Origin of the sequence: Streptomyces sp. WAC05292 (genome assembly GCF_003949955.1) — a bacterium.
GTDB classification, from domain to species: domain Bacteria; phylum Actinomycetota; class Actinomycetes; order Streptomycetales; family Streptomycetaceae; genus Streptomyces; species Streptomyces globosus.
Window position 1 is genome coordinate 1 of the sequence record NZ_RPSE01000009.1, and the last position, 20,140, is coordinate 20,140.

The 20,140-nt window shown below is 72.0% G+C and carries 19 protein-coding genes, 1 tRNA gene and 2 pseudogenes; 15 read left to right on the forward strand and 7 right to left on the reverse strand.

Annotation, left to right across the window (positions count from 1 at the left end):
• The coding region (locus EF903_RS02060) for a DUF6325 family protein (protein ID WP_260614709.1) at positions 1 to 522 on the reverse strand (522 nt) is incomplete at its 3' end.
• A gap of 95 nt (positions 523 to 617) precedes the next feature.
• Between EF903_RS02060 and EF903_RS02065 the strand changes: the two genes are divergently transcribed.
• The 5 genes from EF903_RS02065 to EF903_RS02085 all read left to right on the forward strand — a co-directional run bounded on the left by EF903_RS02065 (position 618) and on the right by EF903_RS02085 (position 5,666).
• Entirely contained in the window at positions 618 to 1,994 is a 1,377-nt protein-coding gene (locus tag EF903_RS02065; protein ID WP_125540859.1) for an FtsW/RodA/SpoVE family cell cycle protein, read from the forward strand.
• Positions 1,991 to 3,457: a penicillin-binding transpeptidase domain-containing protein gene (locus EF903_RS02070; RefSeq protein ID WP_125540860.1), complete on the forward strand. Its 1,467-nt coding sequence runs from the start codon at positions 1,991 to 1,993 to the stop codon at positions 3,455 to 3,457. The genes EF903_RS02065 and EF903_RS02070 overlap by 4 nt, the downstream gene beginning before the upstream one ends.
• Before the next feature lie 193 nt (positions 3,458 to 3,650).
• On the forward strand, positions 3,651 to 4,598 hold the full coding sequence (locus EF903_RS02075; RefSeq protein ID WP_125540861.1) for a diiron oxygenase: 948 nt from the start codon (positions 3,651 to 3,653) through the stop codon (positions 4,596 to 4,598).
• A gap of 41 nt (positions 4,599 to 4,639) precedes the next feature.
• Positions 4,640 to 5,353 (forward strand): TetR/AcrR family transcriptional regulator, encoded by a 714-nt coding sequence (locus EF903_RS02080; RefSeq protein ID WP_125540862.1) that lies wholly within the window; start codon positions 4,640 to 4,642, stop codon positions 5,351 to 5,353.
• Between the two features lie 43 nt (positions 5,354 to 5,396).
• Positions 5,397 to 5,666, forward strand: coding sequence for a hypothetical protein (locus EF903_RS02085; RefSeq protein ID WP_125540863.1), 270 nt, complete (start codon positions 5,397 to 5,399; stop codon positions 5,664 to 5,666).
• 40 nt (positions 5,667 to 5,706) lie between these two features.
• On the opposite strand, the gene EF903_RS02090 is transcribed toward EF903_RS02085, so the two are convergent.
• Positions 5,707 to 6,309 carry a hypothetical protein gene (locus tag EF903_RS02090; RefSeq protein ID WP_125540864.1) on the reverse strand — a complete coding sequence of 201 codons (603 nt, stop codon included), beginning with the start codon at positions 6,307 to 6,309 and terminating at the stop codon, positions 5,707 to 5,709.
• A 191-nt stretch (positions 6,310 to 6,500) separates the two neighbouring features.
• On the opposite strand from EF903_RS02090, the gene EF903_RS02095 reads away from it, so the two are divergent.
• A complete protein-coding gene (locus tag EF903_RS02095; protein ID WP_125540865.1) occupies positions 6,501 to 7,316 on the forward strand; it encodes a nuclease-related domain-containing protein in 816 nt (271 codons plus the stop codon).
• A 7-nt stretch (positions 7,317 to 7,323) separates the two neighbouring features.
• Here EF903_RS02095 and EF903_RS02100 read toward each other — a convergent pair whose 3' ends face one another.
• Entirely contained in the window at positions 7,324 to 8,406 is a 1,083-nt protein-coding gene (locus EF903_RS02100) for a Ku protein (RefSeq protein ID WP_125540866.1), read from the reverse strand.
• A gap of 31 nt (positions 8,407 to 8,437) precedes the next feature.
• Between EF903_RS02100 and ligD the strand changes: the two genes are divergently transcribed.
• Both ligD and EF903_RS02110 read left to right on the forward strand, forming a co-directional pair.
• Positions 8,438 to 9,334, forward strand: coding sequence for a non-homologous end-joining DNA ligase (gene ligD / locus EF903_RS02105; RefSeq protein WP_125540867.1), 897 nt, complete (start codon positions 8,438 to 8,440; stop codon positions 9,332 to 9,334).
• Complete coding sequence (locus EF903_RS02110; RefSeq protein WP_125540897.1) at positions 9,334 to 10,221, forward strand: ATP-dependent DNA ligase; 888 nt, start codon at positions 9,334 to 9,336, stop codon at positions 10,219 to 10,221. Before ligD ends, EF903_RS02110 begins: the two co-directional genes overlap by 1 nt.
• Positions 10,222 to 10,262: 41 nt before the next feature.
• Here the strand turns inward: EF903_RS02110 and EF903_RS02115 are convergent, their stop codons facing one another.
• Complete coding sequence (locus EF903_RS02115) at positions 10,263 to 10,667, reverse strand: DUF6479 family protein (protein WP_125540868.1); 405 nt, start codon at positions 10,665 to 10,667, stop codon at positions 10,263 to 10,265.
• A gap of 131 nt (positions 10,668 to 10,798) precedes the next feature.
• Between EF903_RS02115 and EF903_RS02120 the strand changes: the two genes are divergently transcribed.
• Entirely contained in the window at positions 10,799 to 11,122 is a 324-nt protein-coding gene (locus EF903_RS02120) for a plasmid stabilization protein (protein WP_125540869.1), read from the forward strand.
• A 3-nt stretch (positions 11,123 to 11,125) separates the two neighbouring features.
• Here EF903_RS02120 and EF903_RS02125 read toward each other — a convergent pair whose 3' ends face one another.
• On the reverse strand, positions 11,126 to 11,524 hold the full coding sequence (locus EF903_RS02125) for an XdhC family protein (RefSeq protein ID WP_125540870.1): 399 nt from the start codon (positions 11,522 to 11,524) through the stop codon (positions 11,126 to 11,128).
• 143 nt (positions 11,525 to 11,667) lie between these two features.
• On the opposite strand from EF903_RS02125, the pseudogene EF903_RS02130 reads away from it, so the two are divergent.
• From EF903_RS02130 to EF903_RS02140, 3 genes and pseudogenes are all read left to right on the forward strand, one after another.
• Positions 11,668 to 12,962 (forward strand): annotated as a pseudogene (locus EF903_RS02130) (phosphoribosyltransferase family protein).
• Positions 12,963 to 13,437: 475 nt separating this feature from the next.
• Positions 13,438 to 14,013 carry a hypothetical protein gene (locus EF903_RS02135; protein ID WP_125540871.1) on the forward strand — a complete coding sequence of 192 codons (576 nt, stop codon included), beginning with the start codon at positions 13,438 to 13,440 and terminating at the stop codon, positions 14,011 to 14,013.
• Positions 14,014 to 14,638: 625 nt separating this feature from the next.
• Positions 14,639 to 16,495: a DUF262 domain-containing protein gene (locus EF903_RS02140; RefSeq protein ID WP_125540872.1), complete on the forward strand. Its 1,857-nt coding sequence runs from the start codon at positions 14,639 to 14,641 to the stop codon at positions 16,493 to 16,495.
• Positions 16,496 to 16,949: 454 nt separating this feature from the next.
• Here EF903_RS02140 and EF903_RS02150 read toward each other — a convergent pair whose 3' ends face one another.
• Positions 16,950 to 17,327: a hypothetical protein gene (locus tag EF903_RS02150; RefSeq protein WP_125540873.1), complete on the reverse strand. Its 378-nt coding sequence runs from the start codon at positions 17,325 to 17,327 to the stop codon at positions 16,950 to 16,952.
• 77 nt (positions 17,328 to 17,404) lie between these two features.
• Between EF903_RS02150 and EF903_RS02155 the strand changes: the two are divergent.
• A pseudogene (locus tag EF903_RS02155) lies at positions 17,405 to 18,001 on the forward strand (transposase); the annotation flags it as partial.
• Positions 18,002 to 18,440: 439 nt separating this feature from the next.
• Here the strand turns inward: EF903_RS02155 and EF903_RS02160 are convergent.
• Positions 18,441 to 18,512 (reverse strand) — tRNA-Arg (locus EF903_RS02160).
• Between the two features lie 105 nt (positions 18,513 to 18,617).
• On the opposite strand from EF903_RS02160, the gene EF903_RS02165 reads away from it, so the two are divergent.
• Both EF903_RS02165 and nrtL read left to right on the forward strand, forming a co-directional pair.
• Positions 18,618 to 19,085, forward strand: coding sequence for a response regulator (locus EF903_RS02165; RefSeq protein ID WP_125540874.1), 468 nt, complete (start codon positions 18,618 to 18,620; stop codon positions 19,083 to 19,085).
• A gap of 81 nt (positions 19,086 to 19,166) precedes the next feature.
• Positions 19,167 to 20,135 carry an ArgS-related anticodon-binding protein NrtL gene (nrtL, locus tag EF903_RS02170; RefSeq protein WP_125540875.1) on the forward strand — a complete coding sequence of 323 codons (969 nt, stop codon included), beginning with the start codon at positions 19,167 to 19,169 and terminating at the stop codon, positions 20,133 to 20,135.
• Positions 20,136 to 20,140: the final 5 nt, after the last annotated feature.

Consider the following 20,140-nt stretch of genomic DNA (forward strand, 5'->3'; position numbering starts at 1 on the left):
CGACAGCACGCGCCCCGTCCATGTCACCCCACCCCGAACCACGCCCCCCCACGACGACCGACACGCGCCCGTCGAGGGCCGCAAAGGCGCCCAGGTGACCTTCGTCGCCGCCGCAGACCGTGACGAAGTCGTCAAGGTCGCCCCCAGCCGTTCGGCCGGGATGCGGACCGAGCCCGCGATCCGGCCGCCCGCCGCGCGGACGGCGATGGCCGCGTCCTCGGCCCACACGTGCTCGACGACCAGGAGGAGGGCGCAGCTGCCGCGTTCGAGGAGGTCCGCGGCCTCCTTGACGTCCTCCGGGCCGATCAGCGGGGCCGCCTCCCGGTGGGCGAGCAGCCCGTGCAGTTCGACGTACTCGTCGAACTCGGCGGCCATCACCTCGCCCTGCGCCGTCTTGGTCGCCACCAGGCCGTCGATCAGCCGCACATTGCCGGTCTTGCGCAGCCCCAGCACCGCCTCCACCGCCGGCACGCGCAACTGCTCCTCGGGGAAGGCGAGGACGATGAACTCCACAGGTCCCATGTGCCGAGGCTCCCAAGTCCGACCGTTCATGACTATTCGTCGGCACACTATGGCATAAGCGGACATGTCACCCGTTCACTTGCTACGTTTCCCGTATGACCGCTCTGACGGCAGAGGTGGCGGAGCCCGCCCCGCCTCCGCCTCCCGGCGCCCGCGCACCCCGGGGCAGGGGGGCCGAGCTGATGCTCCTCGCCGGGGCCGTCGCGATCTCCGTCCTCGGCCACCTCCACGTCGGCTTCGCGCTGACCGGCGCACCGCCGCCCGGCGCCGACCGCTACGCCGCCGGGCTCGCCTGCGCCGCCCTGCTCGCCCACCTCGCCGTCCGCTTCCGGGCGCCGTACGCGGACCCGCTGCTGCTGCCGATCGCGTTCCTGCTGAACGGGCTCGGGCTGGTCCTCATCCAGCGCCTCGACGCCACCACCCCGCACCACCTGGCGGCCGCGGACCAGCTGCGGTGGTCCGGGCTCGGGGTGGTCCTGTTCGTCGTCGCCGTGGCCGTGCTCCGCGACCACCGGGCGCTCCAGCGCTACGCCTACCTGGCGGTGGCCGCGGGCCTGGTGCTGATGCTCGTCCCCGTGTTCTTCCCGCCGGTCAACGGGGCGCACATCTGGATCCGGTTCGGGGGGCTGTCGTTCCAGCCGGGGGAGTTCGCGAAGATCCTGCTCGCGGTCTTCTTCGCCGCCTACCTCGCCGCGAACCGGACCGCGCTCGCCCTCACCGGCCGCCGCCTGTTCTGGCGGCTGCGGCTCCTGCCGGGCCGCGCCCTCGGGCCCGTCCTGGCGATCTGGCTGCTGAGCGTCGGCATGCTCGTGCTGGAACGGGACCTCGGGACGTCCCTGCTCTTCTTCGGCCTCTTCGTCATCATGCTGTTCACCGCCACCGGGCGGACCGGCTGGATCGCCATCGGGCTCGCCCTCGCCGCGCTGGGGGCCTACGCGGTCGGCGCCCTCGAACCGCACGTCCACAGCCGGGTCGAGGACTGGCTGAACCCCCTCGCCTCCATCGAGCGCGGCGAAGGCCCCGGCCAGCTCGCCCAGTCGCTCTTCGCGTTCGGCGCCGGCGGCCTGCTCGGCGCCGGCCTCGGACACGGCCAGTCCTTCCTCATCGGATTCGCCGCCAAATCCGACTTCATCCTCGCCACCGCCGGCGAGGAACTCGGCCTCGCCGGCCTCACCGCAATCCTGCTGCTGTACGGGATCCTCGTGCACCGCGGCTTCCGCGCCGGGCTCGCGCTGCGCGACCCCTTCGGGCGGCTGCTGGCCACCGGCCTCGCCTCGATCATCGCGCTCCAGGTGTTCGGCATCGCCGGGGGAGTGACCGGCCTGATCCCGCTCACGGGCATGGCCATGCCCTTCCTGGCGCAGGGCGGCTCGTCCGTCGTCACCAACTGGATCACCGTCGCGCTGCTCGTCCGGCTGAGCGACAGCGCGCGCAGGCCGCTGCCGGACGAGGGGGCGGAGGCCGACGGGTGATCCGGCACATCCGCTGGTGCGCCTGGTTCTGCGCGCTGCTCCTCGCGGCCCTGCTCGCCAACGCCGCACGCGTGCAGGTCTGGGAGGCCGCCGCCTACCGTGACAACCCGGGCAACAAACGGCCCGCCGTGGAGCGGTGGGCCCAGCCGCGCGGCGACATCCTGGTCGAGGGGCGGCCCGTCACGGGCTCCCGGGACAGCCGGCAGCTGCTGCGCTGGGAACGCACGTACGCGGACGGCCCGCTGTACGCGCCGGTCACCGGGTTCGCCTCCCAGACGTACGGGACGAGCCTGCTGGAGCGCGCCGAGGACGCCCTCCTCGCCGGGACCGACCCGGGGCTCACCGCCTTCCCCCTCTGGTACGACCTGGCCCGCGGCCGGCCCGCCGGCGGGAACGCGGAGACCACGCTCGTGGCGGCCGTCCAGCAGGCCGGGTACACCGCCCTGGAGGGCAAGCGGGGTGCGGTCGCCGCCCTCGAACCGGTCACCGGGCGGATCCTCGCCCTCGTCAGCAGCCCCTCCTACGACCCCGGTGAGCTGTCCGGAACCGGCGCGGCCGTCACCGCGGCCTGGACCCGGCTGAACGAGGACCCCGCCCGGCCCATGCTGAACCGGGCGCTGCACGAGACGTACCCGCCCGGATCCACGTTCAAGATCGTGACGGCGGCCGCGGCGCTCGACGCGGGCATCGTCACCGACGTGGACGCGCCGACCCGGACCCCCGACCCCTATCCGCTGCCCGGCACGCGCACCCTGCTCCCCAACGCGGCCTCCGGCTGCGAGGACGCCTCCATGGCCGACGCGGTGCGGTGGTCCTGCAACACGGTGATGGCCCGGATCGGCGTCCGGGTGGGGCTGCGGGGCATGGCGGAGGCGGCCCGCCGGTTCGGGTTCAACGACGCGGGGCTGCGCGTGCCCGCCTGGGTGTCCCGGTCGAACTTCGACACCGACATGAGCCCCGACCAGCTCGCCCTCTCCTCCATCGGGCAGTTCAACACCAAGGCCACCCCGCTCCAGATGGCCCGGGTCGCCGCGGCCGTCGCGTCCGGCGGGGAACTGCCCGCCCCGTACCTCGTGGAGCGCGCCACCCGCGCCGACGGCACCCAGATCCGCACCGGCGGCCGCCGCGGCGGATCCGGGCGGGCCATGACGCCCTCGACGGCCCTGCGGCTGCAGGAGCTGATGGCCGGCGCCGTCGAGGACGGCACCGCGCGCAACGCGGCCATCGCCGGAGCGGTCGTCGGCGGCAAGACGGGCACCGCCCAGCACGGCGTCGGCAACGCCGGCACCCCGTACGCCTGGTTCATCGGCTGGGCCAAGGCCGAGGGCGAACCCCTGCCGGGGGTCGCGGTCGCGGTGGTGGTCGAGGACGCCTCCGGGGACCGCGGCGACATCAGCGGCAACAGCGCGGCCGCGCCGATCGCCCGCGCGGTGATGGAGGCGGCCCTCCGGGCCGGTCCGTGACCACTTTCGGCACGGGAGGCGGGCGTTGGCGGCGCCCCGAGTGGTAGACGCATCGTCAACAAGTCGTGCGCAGGGGATTGACGGCCTTGCTGACAGGCAGTCTCATAACTGGTGGCCGCCGCGCGGCGATTCCGACCGGCGACGACCGACGACGACGACCGCCGCCAACCCAATCAGGGCGAGGTGCCCCGCCATGACGACCACCACGACCACCGACGGCACGGACCACGGCCGGGTCCTCCAGGACGCGCTCGGCCTCCTCAAGGACCGCGAGCAGATCGCCGCGCGGCTCCTCGAATCCTCGGCCAAGCACTCCTTCGACCCCGACACGGAACTCGACTGGGACGCCCCCCTCGTCGACGGCGCGTACTACTGGCCCCCGGAGCTGCTGTCGCTGTACGACACCCCGCTCTGGAAGCGCATGGGCGAAGAGCAGCGCATCGACCTCTCACGGCACGAGGCCGCCTCCCTCGCCTCCCTCGGCATCTGGTTCGAGATCATCCTGATGCAGCTCCTCGTCAGGCACATCTACGACAAGTCGCTGACCAGCAACCACGTCCGCTACGCCCTGACCGAGATAGCCGACGAATGCCGGCACTCGATGATGTTCGCCCGCATGATCCAGAAGGCCGGAGCCCCCGCCTACCCCGTCTCCCGCCTCAACCACAACCTCGCGCGCATCCTGAAGACCGTCTCCACCACCCCCGGCTCCTTCGCCTGCACCCTCCTCGGCGAGGAGATCCTCGACTGGATGCAGCGCCTCACCTTCCCCGACGAGCGCATCCAGCCCCTCGTCCGCGGCGTCACCCGCATCCACGTCATCGAGGAGGCCCGCCACGTCCGCTACGCCCGCGAGGAACTCCGCCGCCAGATGCTGACCGCACCCCGCTGGGAGCAGGAACTGACCCGCATCAGCTGCGGAGAAGCCGCCCGCGTCTTCTCCCTCGCCTTCGTCAACCCCCAGGTGTACGAGAACGTCGGCCTCGACCGCCGCGAAGCCGTCGCCCAGGTCAAGGCCAGCGGCCACCGGCGCGAAGTCATGCAGACCGGCGCCGGGCGGCTCACCGACTTCCTCGACGACATCGGCGTCCTGCGCGGAGTCGGCCGCAGGCTGTGGCGCAGCTCCGGCCTCCTCGCCTGACCGCCCCCCGGACGGCGGCCCCCGGAAGCTAACCTGCGGACATGACCGCACCCGCGTACCGCCGGCTGAGCGTCGAGGAGCGGCGGGCCCAGCTCCTCGACGCGGCCCTGTCGCTGTTCGCGCACCGGGCACCCGAAGACGTCTCGCTCGACGGCGTCGCCGAGGCCGCCGGCGTCTCACGGCCCCTGGTGTACCGCTACTTCCCCGGCGGCAAGCAGCAGCTGTACGAAGCCGCGCTCCGCTCCGCCGCCGACCGGCTCGACCAGTGCTTCGCCGTACCGCAGACCGGTCCCCTCACCCGCCGCCTCGCCCTCGCCCTCGACCACTACCTGGCGTTCGTCGACGAGCACGACACCGGCTTCGCCGCCCTCCTGCAGGGCGGCAGCGTCGTCGAGACCTCCCGCACCACCGCCACCGTCGACGGCATCCGCCGCTCCGCGGCCCAGCAGATCCTCCTCCACCTCGCCGTGCCCGCCCCCGGGCCGCGGCTGCGCATGATGGTCCGGACGTGGATCACCGCCGTCGAAGCCGCCTCCCTCATATGGATCGACGAAGGCAAACACCCCGACGCCGCAACCCTGCGGGACTGGCTCGTCGACCAGTTCATCGCCCTCCTGGCCGCCACCGCCGCCACCGACCCCGAAACCGCCGCAGCCGCCCGCGCCGCCCTCGCCCTGGAAGAGGCGGACGGGCCGGCCGGGATCCTCGCCCGACGGGTCATCCCCGTCGTCTCCGAGGCCGCGCACCTGCTGTGAGCCGGGCGGGGCCGGGCCCGAAAGGGTGGGGGACACTGGAGGCGTGAGAAGCGAACCCACCCCCTTCGAGGGCGGCCCGATGGACGGCCGGGTCCTGCCCGTCCTCGTCGGCCCCACCGGCCACCCGCCGAAGTGGTACGAGATCCCGGTCCCGGCGGCCGACGGCGGCGACCCCGCAATCCTGCTGTACGAGCGCGTGCCCGCCGGGTACAGCAGGCGGCTGGGGCTGCAGAAGGGGTGGAAGTACGACTACCGGCCGGGCGGCGAGAAGCCGAAGCTGCGCTGGCCGTGGAGCAAGCCGACGGCGCGGTAGGGCCCGCCGGGCCTGCCGGTGCTCTGCGGACAGGTCCGCGTCAGTGGTCCGTGCGGCCCCGGCGGTGCATCGCGAAGGCCAGGCCCGCGGCGCCGACCGCCGCGATGCCGCCGCCCGCCGCGAGCAGCAGCAGCCCGTCGCCCGGCTCGTCGGCCAGGGTGTGCAGCCGCAAGGTTCCGGACGTCCCCGCGGCGACGACCCGCCCGTCCCGGACGCCGGTCTTGTGGGCGGACCCGTCCGCGTCCCCCGCCCCGCTCGCGGGCCGCGTACTCGCAGCCGTCGCCTGGTGCGCCGTCGCCGCCCCGCCGCCGACCCAGGAGTCCAGCCGGCCGTCCGGCCGCAGGGCCGCGTGCAGCGCACCCGTCCCCCCGATGTCCGTGACCCCGTTCCGGCTGGTCAGCACCGCGGCCTTGGCCCCGCCGGCGTCCAGGATCTCCGCCTGGTACGCCTCCCCGGCCCGGTAGACGTTCGCCCGGGACACCCCGTCCGCGAGCGCCACGCTCCGCAGGAGGGTGCGCGGGCCGGCGGACTGCGCCGCCGACGCGGCCGGCAGCCCCTCCGCCAGGGCGGAAGCCGTCGGCAGGGCGAGCAGCCCTGCGGCGCATGCGGCCACGGCTGCGGCACGAACGGGACGCCTGCTCAAGGGACTTCCTTCCGGGGTGGGGAACCGGTATCGACGTGCCCACCCTAGGAACCGGCCGTTGCGGTACCGCGATGAGCACGTAACAGCCACCCGACGGAGAGCCGTAGATGCCGTTACACAACCGAGAAGTCCTCCGGGGGATTGCCACCGGACGCCCCGGCTGCTCCCATGAACGGCGGGGGGTGAAGCCGATGCCCGAACCCGTGCCCGCACGGCTCACAGTGCTGCCGAGCGGCCGCCCCGGCCGCGGCCGGCTCTACGTGAACCTGCCCGACGGCAGGGCGGTGGCCTGGTACGACCGCCAGGCCAACCGCATCAGCCTGCTCGCCGACCGGCACCGCGAAGCGGTCCTCGCCGCCCTGAGGCCCTACCTCACCGGGGCCCCGGCCGTCGGCCCGCCTCCCGTGCCGACCGCCGCGGCGTTGCGCCGCCTCGCGCTGCCCCCGGACCGGGACCTCGCCCCCAACCGGCCCGGCGAGGCCCTCCTCGGTGAACTGGCCTTCGGCTCGCCGGGCGGTCGGGAACGGCACCGCATGCGGCAGGCACTGGGCGCGCAGCAGCGCATGGGCGACCGGCTCGACAGGCTCGAAGGGGACGGGTGGCGGGTGCTGCACTGCGTGCCGGTGAGGGGGCTCGGCCCGATCGACCACCTGGTGATCGGGCCGGGCGGGGTGTTCTGCGTGCGGACCGTCGCGGCGCGGCGGCAGCGGGTCGTCGTCGGCGACCTCCTGATCGGCGTCGGCCGGTTCGAACCGCGTCCGGAGCCCCGCTGGATCCGCCGAGCGGCCTCCGCCGCGGCCGGTGCGCTCGGGACGCAGGTCGGGGCGGCGCTGGCAGTCGTGGACGCCTCCCGCGTCGACGTCGCGCCCACCGTCCGCGACATCCGCGTACTGGAGCCGGCCACCGCCCCGGCCGCGTTGGCGGCGGCTCCGGCGACGCTCAAACCCCCGGACGTGGAGGCGCTGTTCGGGCTCGCGCGGGACGTCCGTACCTGGCGGGGGTGGTGAGCAGGCGTCACGCCGAGCTGCGCTTCCTCGGGGCCGCCTTCTTCGCCGCGGTCGTCTTCCCGCCGGCTGCCGTCTTCGCAGCCGACTTCGTGGCAGTGGACTTCGCGGCCGTTGACCTCGTGGCGGACGCCTTCGGCTCGGACGCCTTGGCCGTCGACTTCTTCGACGTCGACTTGCGCGCCTTCTCGGTCTCCGACCGGGAGCGGGAGGCCGTCGACTTCTTGCCGCCGACGGCCTTCGGGGCCGCCGGCGCCGTCTTGCGGGTGCGCCGCATCGGCGTGACGTCCGCCTCCTCCTGCGGCGCGCCCTCGCGGGAGGCCTTCGCCGCCTTCACGCTCTTCTCCAACGCCGCCATCAGGTCGATGACCTTGCCGCCCGCCGGCTGCACCTCCGCCTCCGACGGCGGTTCGAACGCGCCGCCCGCCTTCGCCTCGATCATCGCCTCCACGGCCTCGCGGTACTCGTCCTTCAGCGAGGACATCTCCACCTCGCCGAGCGTCGCCATCAGCGCGTCCGCCAAGTCCAGCTCCGCGTCCCGCACCGCCACGGACGACTCGGGCGCCACCCCCTCCGGCCGGCGGATCTCGTCCGGCCACAGCAGGCCGTGCATGGCGATCACGTCGTCCACCACGCGGAGCATGCCCAGGCGCTCGCGGCCGCGCAGGGCGAACTTGGCGATGGCGACGCGGCGGCTGCGCTTCAGGGCCTCCCGCAGCAGGGTGTACGGCTTCGCGGCCGTCGCGCCGTTCGCCGCCAGGTAGTACGCCGCGTCCATCTGGAGGGGATCGATCTCGTCCGCCGGGACGAAGGACACGATCTCGATCGTCTTCGCCGTGGAGATCGGCAGCTGGGCCAGGTCCTCGTCGGTGATCGGGATGATCGAGCCGTCCGCCTCCTCGTAGCCCTTGCCGATCTCGGCGCCCGACAGCTCCTCGCCGTCCAGCTCGCACACCTTGCGGTAGCGGACACGCCCGCCGTCCTCCAGGTGGATCTGGCGGAACGAGATCGCATGGCTCTCGGTGGCGTTCACCAGCTTGATCGGGATGCTGACCAGGCCGAAGGAAATGGCGCCGTTCCAGATGGATCGCACGGTTCCTCCCGTTTCGTGGCAATCTCATCGTATGACGCCGATCACCATGGTGGAGGGGCGCCGCATCTCGCTCAGCAACCTGGACAAGGTCATCCACCCCGAGACCGGCTTCACCAAGGGCGAGGTACTGCACTACTACGCCACCGTCGCGAAGTTCCTGCTGCCCCACATCAAGGACCGGCCGGTCTCCTTCCTGCGCTATCCGGACGGCCCGGAGGGGCAGCTGTTCTTCACGAAGAACCCGCCGCCCGGTACGCCCGAGTGGGTGAAGACGGCGCCGGTGCCCCGGTCCGACGACCCCTCCGCCGAGCAGATCGTCGTCTCCGACCTGCCCTCCCTTATGTGGGCCGCCAACCTCGTCGTGGAGTTCCACGTCCCGCAGTGGACCGCCGACAGCCCCGGCATCGCCAACCGCCTCATCCTCGACCTCGACCCCGGCGCCCCCGCCACCGTCGTCGAATGCTGCGCCGCCGCCCTCTGGCTGCGGGAACGGCTCGCCGCGGACGGACTGCGCGCCTGCGCCAAGACGTCCGGGTCCAAAGGGCTCCACCTGTCCGTGCCCCTCGACCCCGTCCCGTCGGAGCAGGTGTCGGCCTACGCCAAGGCGCTCGCCCAGGAAGCGGAGCGGGCGCTGCCGGAGCTCGTCGTGCACCGCATGGCGAAAGCGCTGCGGCCCGGGAAGGTCTTCGTCGACCACAGCCAGAACGCCGCCGCCAAGACCACCGCCGCGCCCTACACACTGCGGGCGCGGTCCCGGCCCACCGTGTCCGCGCCCGTGTCGTGGAAGGAGGTGGAGGGCTGCCGCAACCCTGCCGACCTGGTGTTCCTCGCCGACGACATCCTGCCCAGGATCGAACGGGACGGCGACCTGTCCGCCGTGCTCCTCGACCCCGCCGCCGCCCACCGGCTGCCCGGAGCACGGCCGTGATCCGTGTCGCCCTCGCCGCGTCCGTGCGCACCCTGCCCCGGGGCGCCGGCCTCGCGTACGAGCCCAAGTTCGACGGGCACCGCCTCGTCGTGATCCGGAACCCGGAGGGGGTGGTGCTCCAGGCGCGATCCGGGCGGATCGTCAGCGGTGCCTTCCCCGACCTCGTCGCGGCCGCGCTGCGGCTGCCCGCCGACACCGTCCTCGACGGGGAAGTCGTCGTCTGGAACGCCGGGCGCACCGACTTCGCCCTCGTGCAGCGGCGGGCCGCCGCGGCGACCGCCGCCCGGGCCGCCGTGCTCGCGCAGAGCCACCCCGCCTCGTACGCCGCCTTCGACGTCCTGGAACTCGCCGGGCTCGACGTCCGGGCCCGGCCCTACGAGCGGCGCCGCGCCCTCCTCGTCGACCTGCTGCTGCCCCTCGGGCCGCCCCTGCAGCCCGTCCCCATGACGACCGATCCGGAACTGGCCGCCACCTGGTACGAGACGCTCCCCGCCAGCGGCATCGAAGGGCTCGTGGTCAAACGGCTCGACCAGCCGTACCCGGCGGGGCGGCGCGGCTGGCAGAAGCTGCGGCACACGGAGGTCCGGGACGCCGCCGTGGTCGGCTACACCGGGACGGCGCGCAGGCCGCGGGCGCTGGTGCTCGTGCTGCCCGTGGGGGACGAGACGCCCGTCGTCTCCAGCCCGCTGTCGGCCGGCCTGCGCGGCGAGGTCGCCGCCGAGCTCGCCACCCGTGACGCCGCGGCCCCGGCGGTGCGCACGGCCACCGCCGCCGGGGTCGGCGACGTCGCCTACCGGGTGCTCGACCCGCCGCTGGCCGCCGAGGTGCGGCACACCTCCGCCCGGCACCCGCCGCCCGAGGTCCTGCGGCTGCGGACACAGCTCTGACCTGCGCCCTTGCGGGGCGCAGGTCAGAGGGGTCCGGAGGGTCAGGCGTGGGCGCCGCGGCCCGAGTCCGGCGGGGAGCCCGGCTGCGGGTGCGGGCCCGGGCCGTCCGTGCGCTGGTAGCCCGACTCCCGGCGCTTGCGCACCTCGTCCGGGTGCTCGGACGCCGTCGAGCCGAAGTTCCCGTAGCCCTGCATCTCGTGCGGGCGCAGACCGCCCTCCGGGATGTCCACGGGATCGCGCTCCTCGCGGACCTCGTGCACCGCCCCGCCCTCCGGCAGGTGCGGCTGGGTCTCGGCCTCCGGCGGCGGCGGCTCCTTGGCGCGGACCCGCTGACCCAGCTTGAAGCCGGCGAGCAGGAAGCCGACGATCAGGAGGCCGACGAAGAAGAACCAGACGATGTCGCTGAGAGTCGCGTCGACCGCGAGGTGGCTCAGAGTCGTTTCCATGTGAGTCATTTTCCCGGATTTCTCCCGATTCACCCGGGGAAAAAATATTCCCGCCGGGCCGAATGCCCTCGAAACAGCCGGGTATGCGCCGCGGGCGATCGCCCGCACCGGTCGCGGAGAGGAGCCGTGCCATGCCCCGCGGATCGTCCCCCAAGCGCGAACGCCAGTACGAGCACATCAAGGAGGGCGCGGTGGAGCGCGGCATGCCCGAGGACCGGGCCGAGGAAATCGCCGCCCGCACCGTCAACAAGGTCCGAGCCCGGGAAGGCGAGGCCGAGACGGCAAGCCGGCTGTCCCTGGAGGACATGTCGCCGTCCCGGCGCGGCGGCCTGCACTCCCATGAGGGAGCACAGGGGCCGACGTACGCCCAGCTGTACGAGGAGGCCCGGCGCCGCAACGTCCGCGGCCGCTCCGACATGAACAAGGCGCAGCTCAAGCGGGCCCTCGGGAAATAGCCCTCAGCGCAGGGGTCCGTCCGTGTCACGGAGGTGGCGGACGCCGCGCCCGGCCAGGGCTGCGAGGATCTCCGTCTCGGCGGGCGTACGGGCGCCCAGGTCCAGCCCGATCGGCCCGTGCACCCGCGCCGGCTCCGCCTCCGGCACACCCGCGGCCCGAAGGCCGTCGCGCCGCCGGGCCGTCTTCCGCGACCCCAGCGCCCCCACGTACGGCACACCCGGCGCCGGCGCCGCGTCGAAGACGCCCCCGTACAGCGAGCCGGCACACTCCCCGCGGGCGTCCGCCAGCAGGGCCCCGGCCGGCTCCCGCGGGCCGAAGCCCTGCTCGGCCACCGGGCGGGCCAGGGACGCCGCCCGCCCCTCGGCCGTCCACCGCTGCGCCGTCTCCGCCAGTCCGCGCATCGCGCTGCTCCCTCCTCGTCGTCACAGCGCCGTCGTGGCCGCCGGGGCCGCCAACCCAAGCACGCCGCCACCGGGCCGGGCCGGCACTTGCGGATCGCCCCCCGATGGGGTTCCGTCGAAAGGGAGAGGCCCAGCGAGAACCCATGCTCTTCACCGACCGCGACGACGCGGGACGACGACTCGCCGAAGCGCTCAGGGCGTACGCGGCGCAGGACCCCGTCGTACTCGGCCTCCCCCGGGGCGGAGTCCCCGTCGCCTACCACGCGGCCCGCGCCCTCGGCGCCCCCCTCGACGTGGTCGTCGTCCGCAAGCTCGGCGTGCCCTACCAGCCCGAGCTGGCGTTCGGGGCGATCGGCGAGGGCGGCGTACGCGTCATCAGCGACGACATCGTCCGCCGCGGCCGGATCAGCGAGGCCGACATCGCCCGCGTCGAACGCGCCGAACAGGGCGAACTCCGCCGCCGCGCCGACCGCTTCCGCTCCGGCCGTACCCGCGTCCCCCTCGACGGCCGCACCGCGATCGTCGTCGACGACGGCATCGCGACGGGCGCCACCGCGGCCGCCGCCTGCCAGGTCGTACGGGCCCAGGGCGCGCGCCACGTCGTGATGGCGGCGCCGGTGGCCGCACCCGACGCGGTCGCCCGCCTCGCGGAGTTCACGGACGAGGTGGTCACCCTGTCGGCGCCGCCCGCGTTCTCCGCGGTGGGCCAGTGGTACCGCGACTTCGACCAGACCCCGGACGAAGCGGTGGTCGCCCTCCTGGCCAGGGCGGCCGCCGAAAGGACCGGCGAACCATGAGGCAGCAGACCGACCCGACCCCCCTGGTGATCGACGCGGCGGGCCTCCTGCTGGAAGGCGACGTGGCCCTCCCGCCGAACGCCCCCGCGGTGGTCCTCTTCGCGCACGGCTCCGGCAGCAGCCGCCACAGCCCGCGCAACCGGCAGGTCGCCGAAACCCTCGTCCGCGCCGGCCTCGGCACGCTCCTCTTCGACCTCCTGACCCCGCAGGAGGAAGGGGACCGCGCCCGCGTCTTCGACATCCCGACCCTGGCGAGCCGCCTCACCGCCGCGACGGCCTGGGTGCGCGCCCGCCCGGAAGCCCCTCCCCACCTGGCGTACTTCGGGGCGAGCACGGGCGCCGCCGCGGCCCTGACGGCAGCCGCCGCCCCGGACTCCCCGGTCTACGCGGTGGTCTCCCGCGGCGGCCGCCCGGACCTCGCGGACAACCTCCCCGCCGTCCGCGCCCCCACCCTCCTGATCGTCGGCGGCGACGACACCCAGGTCCTGGCGCTGAACCGCGAAGCCCAGTCCCGCCTCCGCTGCGAAAGCCGCCTGGAGGTGGTGGAGGGCGCCACCCACCTCTTCGAGGAACCGGGCGCCCTGGAGGAGGTCTCCACCCTGGCCACCACCTGGCTCACGACCCACCTCCCGCGCCGCTAGGAACGCAACCCCGCGGAACCGACGAACTCGGCCCAGACGCCAGGGGAGACGGACGTGCATGGTGTGTGCTCCCGCGGCGACTTCGACGCAGTCTCCCGAACCACTGCTGCCGTAGCTGCTCCTGAACAGGCCAGTTGGTGCGTGCTCGCCCGCTGTTGAGCCCGGTGGCCGGCCGGCCGGAACCGTCATCGGCCGGATCCGCAACCCCCGCAGCGGTTCAGCGCCGCGGTGATCACCAGATGAGTCGGCATACCCTTCCCCGCTCTGCGCGGTGGGCTCCCCGTCGTAGCTCGTCAACCTGCATGTGCTTACGGCGCACCACCCTGACGGTGCCACCGTCGCCAAGCGGATGTGCGCTTTCCGACCCGACTCCGAGAACCGAGTGCTATATCCGATGCAGGGCACACGGGCGTGGCCGGTTCCACATCGGCTCGAAGTCTCCGAGAGGTGCTCGGTCCGGCACGGGAGAACGCACTTGATAGCACTCGGTTCCACCCTCACCCTGAAGCACGCCCGCAGCTACGTGCCCAAACAGGGCTCCACGACCTCGGGCGTGCAGGGCGCGGGCTTCGCCACCGAATGGCACCTCGAAGCCGCCGACCGCCCGCGGCTGACCATCCACGACACGCGGTGGGACAACGGTGAGAGGGACGTGGTCCTCCAGCAGGTTCAGTTGTTACCGGAGATGCCCGCCGCCTTGGCCAACCTGCACGGCCGACACCGGGCCGGAGTCGCCGAGGTGTCGGCGGAGCGCCGTCGGATCACGGCCTTCCTCTCTCTGCCCCAGCCGGACGGGAGACCGCGCCAGAAGCGGGCCCTCACCACGGCACAGCTGGCGGAAGGCTGCGGGAGAACGCTGCTGTGCGCATTGGTGGCACGCCCCGGCGTATCACTGTCGCCCTCCTTCGATCCGGCGGACCCGCAGGACATCGAGCGCTTCCAGCATGCGGTCGTCTTCGAGGACGAGGACCGGGAAACACCCGTCGTCGCCTACGTACTCACCCGGCTCATGCCGACGCTGCGACACACCGGCTGGGTCGGCGACGAATGACGGACCTGCTCGCGCGGGCATCGGCAGCCCTGCGCACCTCGCGTACCGCTTCGTTCGTCCTCCAGGAAATCTCACTTACGGGGGCCGCGCGGCCGGGGTGAACATCGCCACGCCGCTGCTCCTCGATCTGGACTCGTTTATCGCCCGGACCGAAGGACGTGGCGCCCCGCTGGAACCAAGGGCGGTCGAGGCCGTCCTCGGCCTGCTCGCGCTGTGCGAGGCGCGCCGTCGGACCGGCTTGCCCTAGCCCACTGAGGAGCTGGCGGCGGAACTGCTGCACACTCCTCTCCCGCTCTACGTGAGTGCCACCGCGGAGGAGCACCCGGACTACGTGGCGGCGCTGGTCGCGCTGGCCGACCACACCCGCGAGGCGGGCCGGCTCACGCGGACTGATGACACACAGTGTCAACTGTCTTGCCCACGGACGGGTAGGACACCTCCCTGGTTGTCACCAAAAATGACCAAGGAGGAGGTTGAAGCACAGAAGCTCAGGCAGTGTGGGAGATGCAAGTCATGGGCTTGTGGGCCGGCGGGGACAGGAGTGGGGCGGACCTGCACGCTCCCCGTCCGCCTGGGCCCGGCGACCGAGCGCCGACGGACGTGTTGTGCTGCACAAGGAGGATATGTGGCGACCGAGACCTTCAGCATCGACAAGCGGCCCTTGCGGGATCTGCTGGGGCAGGTCGAGGCGGGGAAAATCCAGTTGCCTGAGTTCCAGCGTGGCTGGGTCTGGCCCTGGCCCAACATCGCGAGTCTGCTGGCCTCGGTGTCTCTCAACTACCCGATCGGAACAGTTATGTTGCTCGAGGGCGGCGGGGGCGTCCGGTTCAAGTACAGGCCGATCGAGGGGGCGGTCCCGAGCGAGCAGGTGCGACCGGAGTCGCTGGTTCTCGACGGGCAGCAGCGGCTCACCTCGCTGTTCCAGTCGCTTGCGATGGACAGCCCGGTGGAGACTCAGGACGAGCGCAAGCGCCGGGTGAGTGGCTGGTTCTACGTCGACATGGTGAAGGCACTCGACGAGAACGAGGACCGTGAGGAGGCGATCCGCTTCATCCCGCCCTCTCGCAAGGTGATCAATTTCCGAGGCGAGGTCCTGGAGGATTACTCGACACGGGAGTTGGAATACCGGCACCGCATCTTCCCGCTGCGCAATCTATTTGACAATTCCTGGGGTGACGGCTTCGCCCGCCACTGGGGATTCGCACCGGAAGCGATGGAGCTTTGGTATGGATTCCGGGACGGCTTCATCCGGTCATTCGACCTCTATCACTTCCCCGTCATCGAACTTGGCAAGGGCACTCCGCGACAGGCGGTTTGCCAGGTCTTCGAGAAGGTCAACACGGGCGGAGTCACTCTCACCGTCTTCGAGTTGTTGACGGCGACATATGCTGCTGACGAGTTCGATCTGCGGCGTCACTGGCATGAGTGCCGGTCCGCGTGGGAGGCGCCCGAATACGCCATCCTGCGGGATGTCTCGAACACCGACTTCCTTCAGGCGGTCACTCTCCTCGCCACCGCCGAGCGACGGCGTCGAGAGGAAGAGGCCGGTACGGACGAAGAGCGCCTGCCGCGGATCGGCTGCAAGCGCAAGGACATGCTCGCACTGGGCCTAGAGGACTACCGGCGATACGCGCCCGACATCGTCTCCGGCTTCAAAGCTGCGGCCAAATTTCTGCGCCAGCAGTTCGTCTTCGATACGCGCTTCCTTCCGTATGGCACACAACTCATCCCGCTGGCCGCAATCTTCGCACTCGCAGGCAAGGGCGCGGAGACCGCAGGTGCACAGGAGAAGCTGGCTCGCTGGTACTGGTGCGGAGTGTTCGGTGAGTTGTACGGCGGTACAACCGAGACCCGATTCAACCTCGACCTCCCGGACGTCGTGGACTGGATTCACGGATCGACGCTCGAACCTCGTACGGTCACGCAGGCGCAATTCGCGGCGAGCCGCCTGCTGACCCTGCGGACCCGGCAGAGCGCCGCGTATAAGGGAATCTATGCGCTTCTACTCAAGGCGGGGGCTGCGGATTGGCGGACAGGGGAGAAAGCGGAGGTCAGCGTTTACTTCGACGAAGCAATGGACATCCATCACATCTTCCCGCAGGTCTGGTGCCAGAAGAACGGTTACGAGCGTTCCGTCTACAACTCCGTCGTCAATAAGACACCGCTGACAGCACGCACCAATCGGATCATCAGCGGCCATGCGCCGTCCGATTATCTGCAGCGGCTCGCCAAGGCGGCCGAGACCAGCCCAGAGGGTGTCGAGCAGCGCATCAGAACACACCTCGTGGACCCCAGGCTGATGGGGACCGACGACTTCGACGCCTTCTTCGAAGACCGTCGGAAGGTGCTTCAGGAACACATCGCCGCGGTGATGGGCAAGCCGGTGGTTGATGACCACATCCCGGGTCAGCGGCCTGAGGCGGCGATCCGAGCCACGGAAAACGGGCTGGAAGCCGGCGTCCCAGTTCCTGTGGAGTCGTGACACGCCGGTCCGCTGCTGCACGCCAAGCACCTGCTGCCTGGGACGGACTCCGAGAGAAGCCTGTCCCTTGTCGAACGGTCTGGTTGCCGCACAGCTCAGCGTGCGCGTGTACCGGCGGGAGCGTCATGTGGCGGCACCGGCATCGCTCTCCGGGGTGCTGACGGCCAAACAGGTCGATCACGTGCAGAGCGTTGCTCGTCATCGTCAGGCCTGGCGCCAGGTCCCGCCGGCGGCGACACCAAGGTTTGAGCACGTGGGCGTCTCCGATGCTCCCGCATGATCCTCGGGAGCATTGTCATCAACCCGTCTGTGCAGGCCGCGCGGCTTGGGCCTGCTCGGAGAGGAGTAGGCGTTCGATGCTCGTTTGCTCGCCTTACGCGCATTCGCCGCGCTCGGCTGCCAAGGGCTGTCCCGTAACTGCGGAGCGTGATGGCCTGCCCCGGCTGCGCGGACATCAGAGGAAGAGAAGCTCGACGTCTTTGGCGACGCAGACCCGCAGAACGATCGTCAGCTGTTGAGCCGCGTCGATGTGTGTCCGAGGGACGTCGACCTCATGCCGCCACTGGTCGACGATCGCCTCGAGCCGGGGCAGGAGCGCAGCGCATTCAATGGGCGAGAGCTCGCCTCCACCGTCGTCGGGGCGATCGAGGAGTGGTTCGAGCGAGGTGGAAACCTCACTCCAAGGGCGTTCACCGCCGAAGCCCCACATCCCATCGAGATCGAACCCTTCGGCTCGCGCCAGCTGCCGCCGGAACGCGGCGAAGCCGCTGTAGGACCAGCCGACGTCGGGACTGCTGGTGTCTCCGTCTCCTGGGAACAGAGTCAGCCCCACGTCGTTCTCCCTTGGATCGCCGAACAGGCAAAGGATCGGTCGACATCAGCGACGTATGCAACTGAGATGAACCGGCGGTGGCTGGTGTGATCACGGCGTCGGAGCCGTCTTGGATACTTCGGTTCGCCGGGCTGAACCCGCGCAACTTCGGCAAGCTCGTGACCGTCCTACGACGCGAGGGCGAGGGCGCGGTCCGCAAGGGCCGGCCGTGGAGCCTTCAGCTGGAGGACCGGGCGCCACTGGCGGCGGCGTACTGGTGCACGAACCTGACGATGCGGCAGCTCGGCCAGCTGTTCGGGGTGTCCAAGTCGGCGGCGGACCGGATCATTGACCACCTCGGGCCAATGCTCGCGTTCCAGCCGCGCAAGCGGTTCGCCAAAGACACGGTGCTCATCGTGGACGGCACCCTGGTACCCACACGCGACCACTCAATCACCCAGCGGTCGAAGAACTACCGCTACTCCACCAACCACCAGGTCGTCATCGACGCCGACACCTGCCTGGTCGTCGTGGTCGGCCGACCGCTTGCCGGGAACCGCAACGACTGCAAGGCATGGGAGGAGTCCGGCGCCAAGGCCGCCGTCGGCAAGACCCTCACGATCGCCGACGGAGGCTACCCGGGCACCGGCCTGGTCATCCCGCACCGCCGGGAGCGCGGCCAGACCGAGTTCCCATTCACGGGACAACCCTTGGGCCTGCGTCTCGGGCGGCGACCCGGTGAGCGCGAGCCGTGGTATCCAAATGGGCATAGAGATCCCGCCCGACTTCCTGCGCTCGGTCGTGGCGGTCCTCTGCCCGTTCGCGATCGGCGCGCTGGTTCTGCTCGCAGGTGACGCGCTAGCAGAGCAATGCCCACTCAGGGTTCCTCCGACGCCGACGAGCGCAACTGCAAGCGTGGTCACGTCCACGAGATCCCCGACCTCGCCCGATCATTTGTCCGTCGGCGGCGGGTCGTCAGTCTTCCCGCCCTCGAGGCCGTCCAAGAGTCCGTCCACGCCTCGTCCACGGACCGCGACATACGGCCGCTCCGGGCCGCACATGCCTACACATACGCGAAGACCCCGGCTTCAGCGTTGCCGCTGATGGCGGGGTCTTTGGGCACTTCCTGCGAAGTGCCCCCGGCAGGATTCGAACCTGCGCACACGGCTCCGGAGGCCGTTGCTCTATCCCCTGAGCTACGGGGGCGTGTCGTTCGCTGTGCGGCGACGGGTTGAACACTACCAGCTTCCGCGGGGTGATCAGAAACCGTTTCCGGGGGACGGGGGAGCGGGTCGCCCGGACGGGGTGGAAGTGGCGAAAACCCGGACGCGGGGGCCGCAGCCGACCTACTCTCGAGTTGTGCCAGGCGCCTCGGGCCGGGTCCTTGTCGTCGACGACAACAAGGTCATCCGGCAGCTGATCAAGGTCAATCTCGAGCTGGAGGGCTTCGAGGTCGTGACCGCGAGCGATGGTGCCGAGTGCCTGGACGTCGTGCACGAGGTGGCGCCCGATGTGATCACCCTTGATGTGGTCATGCCGCGGCTGGACGGGTTCGGGGCCGCCGCGCGGCTCAAGGCCGACCCGCGGACGCGGGACCTGCCCGTCGCCATCGTCAGCGCCTGCACCCAGTACGAGGTGGAGTCCGGTATCGAGGCCGGGGTCGACGCGTTCGTCGCGAAGCCCTTCGAGCCCGCCGAGCTGGTGCAGGTCGTGCGCCGGCTCGTCGAGCGGCGCGGCCCCCGGGAGCGCAGGGGCGCCGGGGCCGGGCAGCGGGGCTGATACCGGACGGTCGCCGCCCGGTCATTTCACATCGCGGAATCGGTCGCGGTGGGGCGGGAATTCTGGCCTAGGCTGGTTCCCGTGACCCCCGCCGACCTCACCCGCACCGTCGTGCGCGCCGTGCGCTGCGCCGTCGCGGACGGGGAGCTGCCCGAGGGGGCCGCCGTGCCCGAGCGGGTCGTCGTCGAGCGGACCCGGCCCGGCGGGGTGGGGGAGTACGCCACGCCCGTCGCCTTCCAGGTCGCCAGGGGTGCCGGTGGAGCCTCGCCCGTTGACGTGGCCCGGGTGCTGGCCGCGCGGCTCGGGCTCGAGGCCGGGATCGAGCGTGTCGAGGTCACCGGCGCGGGGTTCCTGAATTTCGTCCTGGGCGAGTCGGCCGTCGCCGGGGTTGTTGTCGACGCGGCCGGACGGGGCCGGCGGTATGCCGATGTCGCCGCCGGAGTCCCGCTGCCCGCCGGCGAGCTGCGGGAGTCAGCCGTCCGGGCCGCCGTGCGGCGGATCCGGCTCGCGCAGGGCGGCGCCTTGGACGGTGCTCCGTTCGACGTCGCGCCCGTTGCGCGGAAGGACGGGGACACCGTCGGTGCGTACGGGACCGACGCCGCCCTGTGGGCCGTGCTGCGCGTGCCCGCACACGAGACGCCCGCCTTCGGGCCGTGGCTGCTGCGGCAGGACGAGACCAGTGAGTTCTTCCGCGTCCGGTACGGCCACGACCGGGCCCGTGCGCTGGTGCGCAACGCCGCCCTGCTCGGGTTCGCGCCCGAGGCGGGCCCGGTCGGCGCCGACGCCGATACCGACGCCCTGCTGCGGGTTCTGCGCGATCACCCCCTCGCCCTGGAGGCCGCCGCGCACCACCGTGCGCCCGAGCGGCTCGCCCGGCACCTCGTCGAGCTTGCCGACGCCCTGCTCGCCTTCCAGTACGGCGTGCTGCCCCTCGGGGACGAGAAACCCTCGGCCGCCCACCGCGCCCGGCTGGCCCTTGCCGAAGCCGCCGGGGCGGTGCTGGCCGGCGGCCTGGCCCTGCTCGGCATCGACGCCCCCGACTGCCTGTGATCCGC